Here is a 5,937-nt window from a genome sequence, read left to right on the forward strand (position 1 = left end):
GCGGCCCGTCGGCGTCAAGAGGCTGAGCAAACTGCCTGACTACGCCTCTGGGCCTCCTCAATCCTCTTGTCAAAGTGCCCCAGCCGTTCGGCCGGCTATGTGGCTTTGCCCGTCGGCCACTCATTTAGCGGAAACTAAAGCTTTCCTGTTGAAAAAATGGAAGGAATGCGGCCAGGAGGGTAGGGATAGTCCAGGGGCCTTTCTTCCAAAAACGACGACGTTGAGCCTTTGTTACCCCGGCAGGAGTGTATGTTCAGGGGCGAAAGCACGGAGAACGGATGGGAAGGCGTTAAGCACCTTTGCAAAAGCAGTATACGCTTTAGGCGACAAAAGTCAACTTGTGCCTCTAAGCGCCCTTCGTTTTGGAAGAGGGTGGCCCTTTGGTTGGCCGGGAAGGGTTCCCTCGTTTCCTTGGCTTTCTCCTTGACACGCCTCAGGCTCTCGGTTACAATTTGCGCGCCAACACAAGGGCCTGTAGCGCAGTTGGGAGCGCGCTTCAATCGCACTGAAGAGGTCGCGGGTTCAAGTCCCGCCAGGTCCACCTGGGCAAACGCCTGAAAATATGGTACAATCGCATCGCTTCTGTGGGCCCGTAGCGCAGTTGGGAGCGCACCTCAATGGCATTGAGGGGGTCGAGGGTTCAAGTCCCTCCGGGTCCACCACATCACACCCGGTTTGTACGCCGGGTGTTTCGTTAGCCAGAAGGCTTTGAGAGCCGAGGGAAACTTTCAAAGCCCGATGTATGTGCCCGGCAGGAGTAGTAGGCTATCGGTCCAGCGAGCCGGGGAGGGTGCAAGCCCGGCAGGGTGCCCGACCGAGCGCCAGGAAGGCCGAACTCGCCTGCCTGCTCCGGTAAGGAGCAAGGGCCTGCGGGCGAAGCGCCTGTACGGAGCGAAGACGCAGTGCCTGTGCTGAGTCAGAGCGAAGTACGGCGTGGGTAGTCCGCAGCGGGGTCCGCCCGTTAGCGCGGCAGAGGGGTCGGGGTGGGCAAGCCCCCCGACAAGCAGGGTGGTACCGCGGAGGTAAAGCCTTCGTCCCTGAGGGGCGAAGGTTTTTTGTTTTCTGCCCGTGGCTTGGAGGAAACCGCCCGCGCCCGGCTCTTTGTGCAAATCATAACACTTAATCCTAAATCGCACCTTTGGGGAGGTTCTTCATATGGCCCGTGCTTACAATCCTTCCGAAATCGAAGCCAAATGGCAAGCCAAATGGGAGGCCGATGGCCTGTACCAAAGCCACATTGACTCCAACAAGCCCAAACATTACGCGCTGACCATGTTTCCCTACCCCTCGGGGCGGCTGCACATTGGGCACTGGTACGCCATGACCCCCTCCGATGCCCGCGCCCGCTTCATGCGCATGCGGGGCTACAATGTGCTCTTCCCCATGGGGTTTGATGCTTTTGGCCTGCCCGCCGAGAACGCGGCCATCAAGACCGGCATTCACCCCAAAGTGTCCACCTACCGCAACATCGAGCACATGCGCAAGCAGTTGCGCAGCATGGGGGCCATGTTCGATTGGCGGCGCGAGGTGGTCACCTGCGACCCGGAGTACTACAAATGGAACCAGTGGTGGTTCATCCAGTTTTACAAACACGGCCTGGTGTATCGCAAAAAGTCGCCGGTGGATTGGTGCCCCACCTGCAACACCACTCTGGCCCGCGAGCAGGTTATCGGTGAGGAGCGGGTGTGCGAGCGTTGCGGCACGCCGGTGATCAAAAAGAACCTGGAGCAGTGGTTCTTCCGCATCACCGACTACGCCGAAGAACTCAAGCGCTTCGATGGGCTGGACTGGCCCGAGCGGGTGAAGACGTTGCAGCGCAACTGGATCGGCGACCGTTCCGAGGGGGCGACGGTGATCTTCCGCACCGAACAGGGGCATGAGTTGGAGGTGTTTACCACCCGGCCCGACACGCTCTGGGGCGCCACCTTCATGGTCATCGCGCCGGAGCATCCCGTGTTGGATGAAATCGTGCCGCCGGAGCACCGGGAGGCCATCGAGCGGTATCGCTTCCAGGCAGCCCGGGTTTCAGACATGGATCGGATGGCCGAAGAACGGGAAAAAACTGGCGTGTTCACCGGGGCCTATGCCATCAACCCGGTCAATGGCGAGCGGATCCCCATCTGGGCGGCGGACTATGTGCTCATGTCTTACGGGAGCGGGGCCATCATGGCCGTGCCGGCCCATGACCAGCGCGACTTCAAGTTCGCCAGGAAGTACGGCTTGGAAATTCGGCCGGTCATCTTCCCGCTGGATGAAGACGGCAACCCGGTGCTTTTGGATGCCGCGACCATGACCGAAGCCTACCCCGGCCCCGGCGTGATGATGAACAGCGGCCCGCTGACGGGTACGCGCATCGTGAAGGCGAAAGGGTGGGATGACCCGGGCATCATGCGGGTCATCGAGTGGCTGGAGGAGCAGGGCTTTGGCAAGCGGGCGGCCAACTACCGCCTGCGTGACTGGTTGATTTCCCGGCAGCGCTATTGGGGCACGCCCATCCCCATGATTTACTGCGAGAAGTGTGGGTGGAATCCGGTGCCCGAGGACCAACTCCCTGTGGAATTGCCGGAAGATGTGGAATGGAGGCCCACCGGCGAGAGCCCCTTGAAGTTTCATCCCACCTGGAAGAAGACCACCTGTCCGGTGTGCGGTGGCCCGGCCGAGCGGGAAACGGATACCATGGATACCTTCATGGATTCCTCCTGGTATCACTTGCGCTACCTGGGTCCCTGGGAGAAGGACTGGCCTTTTGATAGGAAAGAATACGCTTACTGGTTCCCCGTGGACACCTACACCGGCGGCATCGAGCACGCCACCATGCACCTGCTGTATGTGCGCTTCTTCCACAAGGCAGCCCGCGATATGGGGCTGGTGGATGGCGACGAGCCGATGATTCAGTTGCGCAACCAGGGCATGGTGCTGGGGGAGCCGCGGGACGGACACTTCGTCACGGTGCGCGGGCACTGGCACGGCACGGCTTTCCATGCCGAGGCAATCGAGGCCCTGCCTTACGGCACGCCGCGTTCTCAGTGGCCTGCCTTCGGCAAGAGCGAAACCGAGGTGCGGGGTGAGGTGTACGCCCGGGATGAGACCACCCTCAAGGTGCGGGTCAATCCCTACGATCCAGAGGAAGACAAAGATGCGGTGGATCTGGTGGTGGTCCAGGTCACGCCGGAGACCCGGATCACCATTCCGGGCAAGGAAAATCCCCGTCACCTGGATTTGGTGTTCCACCTGGATGTGGAGAAGATGTCCAAATCCAAGGGGAACGTGATCGACCCCGACGATCTGGTGGCCCGCTATGGCGCGGATACGGTGCGGGCGTACCTGATGTTCTTCGCCCGCTGGGACCTGGGGGCGCCGTGGAACAGTCAAGGCATTGAAGGCACGGTGCGCTGGATTCGACGGGTGTGGAATCTGGTGTGGGAGACGGCCCAGGCCGAGCCGCCGACCCAGGCCCCGCCCGCCCGCGTGCTGCGTCAACTGCGCCGTAAGGTGCATCGGACGTTGCGGGCCGTGACCAGGGACTTCGAGAGCTTCGAGTTCAACACCATTGTGGCCGCGTTGATGGAATTGCTCAACGAGATACAGAAGGCGCGTCAGCAAGGCGCGGCAGGCACCCCCGAGTGGCGGGAAGCCCTGGACATCTACCTGCGGATGCTGGCCCCCATTGCTCCGCATATGGCCGAGGAGTTGTGGGTGGAGGCGTTGGGCAAGCCATACTCCATCCACACCCAGCCCTGGCCCGAGGTGGATGAAGAAGCCACCAAGGAGGAGGAGATCACCCTGGTGCTGCAGGTGAACGGCAAGGTGCGCGATCGCCTGGTGGTGCCGGTGGGCATCCCCGAGGAAGAGGCCAGGGCCCTGGCGTTGAAGAGCGAGGCAGTGCAACGCCATCTCAAGGGCAGGGAGCCGCGCAAGGTGATCTATGTGCCGAACAAGTTGGTGAACATCGTGGTGTAGTATCGCTTGTAACCGGGTAGGCTCCACAGCCTGCCCGGTTTTGGCTTGACCAGCGCCTCTTTGTCCATGATAAGGGCGTCTGCGACGCTTTTCCAATCCGGAGGCAAAGGATCCTGGAGGCCCATCATGCGCTTTGACGAGATGAACTGGATGGATGTGGAGGCCTACCTGCGTCATGACGATCGTCTGATGCTGGTGCTGGGGGCCTGTGAACAGCACGGCTATTTGAGCCTGCTCACCGATGTCAAGGTGCCCCTGGCCCTGGCCGATGCTGCCAGTGAGCGCACCGGCGTGCCTGTAGCGCCACCGCTGAACTTCGGGGCCTCGCCGTATTTTCTGGCCTATCCGGGCACCTTGAGCCTGCGCATTTCCACCCTGATGGATGTGGTGGAAGACTTGCTGCGCTCGGTGCATGGGTATGGTTTCCGGCGCGTGCTCATCCTGAACGGGCATGGGGGGAACATCCCGGTGCGGGGACGGGTGTACGAGGTGGTCAACACGCTGCCCGATTTGCGGGTGGCGTGGTACGACTGGTGGCTTTCCCACAGTGTGGAGATGGTGGCCGAAAAATACGGCTTACGCCCGGCCCACGCCAACTGGCTGGAGGCTTTCCCCTTCACTGTGGTGGCTGAACTCCCCAAAGAGGCGAAAACGCCGCCCGAGGTGCCGGGCGTGGTGGGGGCAAAGGAAGCCCGCCAGGTGTATGGAGATGGCTCTTTTGGTGGCCCCTATCAGGCTTCCCCAGAAGTGATGGAGGCGTTGTTCAACGAGGCGCTAAAGGATGTGTTGCGCTTGCTGGAGTTTGCCCATGGGTGAGGCAAGAAGCCCTGACCCGGATGATCGGTCAGGGCTTCGTTTTGCTGAAAAGGTCGTTCAGTACAAGCCCCACATGGCCATCGCGTCGTCTTCCATCATGGAGCGATCCCAGATTTCGGTGCCGAGTTCGATGGTGGTGGGCTTGCCGACGACCTGTTCCACTTTCTGCCGGGCCATTTCCAACAATGCGGGGCCATAAGGGCAGAAAGGCGTGGTCAGAATCATCACCACATTAGCCCCTTCATCGGTCACCTGGATGTTGCGGATCAGGCCCAATGCAATGATATCCAGCCCAATCTCGGGGTCTATCACAGTGCGGAGGGCCTTTAGGATCTCTTCCACCAGTTCGGGGTGGGTATCTTCCACTTCCCATTTGGGGCGATTGGATTTGGGTTCAGGGTTTTGCTTGGTTTGGTCGGAGGGTGGCATAGGAGGTTCCAGGTTCATCATGAGGCTTCTCCAATGGTAGGTTTGGGAATGCTGTAGGTGCACATTTGATCGCCGTCCAGGATGCATTCCACTTTTTCAGCAGGGATATCCAGCACACTGGCGATGAGGGTCTCATCCATGAGGCAAATTTCGGGGTGTTCCTGTCCTACCCGGTAGTAGGGGCAGGTCTTTTCGCGCAAAATGAAGCGATCCCCTTCGTCTTCCCACTCGACCGTAAAACCTTCGCGTTCCAGCAGGCGGGCGATCAGGTCGAGACGCTGGGCAGTGCCCAGCTTTTCCAGATCGATGCCCTCGGCGAGTTGGGCGGCGACTTCCTGGGCCATGTTGCGGAACAGGCTGGTCACGACCTCCTGAGGAAAGGTGGCTTTGAGTTGCTTGAGGAGTCGCACGGTGAGTTGGACATAGCGCGAGGGAAACTTTTCCAGACCGGCTTCGGTCAGGTAATACACCCGCCGTGGGCGTCCGATGCCGTGCCGCTGGTCCTCCCAGGCGATCAGCCCCTCGGCTTCGAGTTTGTTGATATGATGACGCACCGAGATGGGGTTGATGCCTACCGCCTCGGCGATTTCGTTGACGGAACAGCGTTGACGTTCCAGGAGCAGGCGCAAAATGCGCTCACGCGTTTCGCTCATACATCTGCCTTTTGCGTGGAAAAATGCCTTGGACAAGATTTTGCTCGCTAAAGTATAGCATGCTCTGCTCAGGCTGTCA

General features: G+C 60.3%; 4 protein-coding genes and 2 tRNA genes. 4 read left to right on the plus strand and 2 right to left on the minus strand.

Going from position 1 to position 5,937, the window contains the following annotated elements; translation table 11 throughout:
• The first annotated feature begins 468 nt into the window (after positions 1-468).
• From G4O04_05140 to G4O04_05155, 4 genes are all read left to right on the plus strand, one after another.
• Positions 469-541: transfer RNA gene (locus tag G4O04_05140), tRNA-Ala, on the plus strand.
• A 45-nt stretch (positions 542-586) separates the two neighbouring features.
• A tRNA-Ala gene (locus G4O04_05145) sits at positions 587-662 on the plus strand.
• Positions 663-1,155: 493 nt separating this feature from the next.
• Positions 1,156-3,960, plus strand: coding sequence for a leucine--tRNA ligase (locus G4O04_05150; protein HEY57907.1), 2,805 nt, complete (start codon positions 1,156-1,158; stop codon positions 3,958-3,960).
• 126 nt (positions 3,961-4,086) lie between these two features.
• Positions 4,087-4,776 (plus strand): creatininase family protein, encoded by a 690-nt coding sequence (locus tag G4O04_05155; protein ID HEY57908.1) that lies wholly within the window; start codon positions 4,087-4,089, stop codon positions 4,774-4,776.
• Positions 4,777-4,833: 57 nt separating this feature from the next.
• Here the strand turns inward: G4O04_05155 and G4O04_05160 are convergent, their stop codons facing one another.
• Positions 4,834-5,226: a metal-sulfur cluster assembly factor gene (locus G4O04_05160; GenBank protein HEY57909.1), complete on the minus strand. Its 393-nt coding sequence runs from the start codon at positions 5,224-5,226 to the stop codon at positions 4,834-4,836.
• Positions 5,223-5,858: a winged helix-turn-helix transcriptional regulator gene (locus G4O04_05165; protein HEY57910.1), complete on the minus strand. Its 636-nt coding sequence runs from the start codon at positions 5,856-5,858 to the stop codon at positions 5,223-5,225. Before G4O04_05165 ends, G4O04_05160 begins: the two co-directional genes overlap by 4 nt.
• Positions 5,859-5,937: the final 79 nt, after the last annotated feature.

It is taken from the genome of Anaerolineae bacterium (assembly GCA_011176535.1).
GTDB lineage: Bacteria > Chloroflexota > Anaerolineae > Anaerolineales > DRMV01 > DUEP01.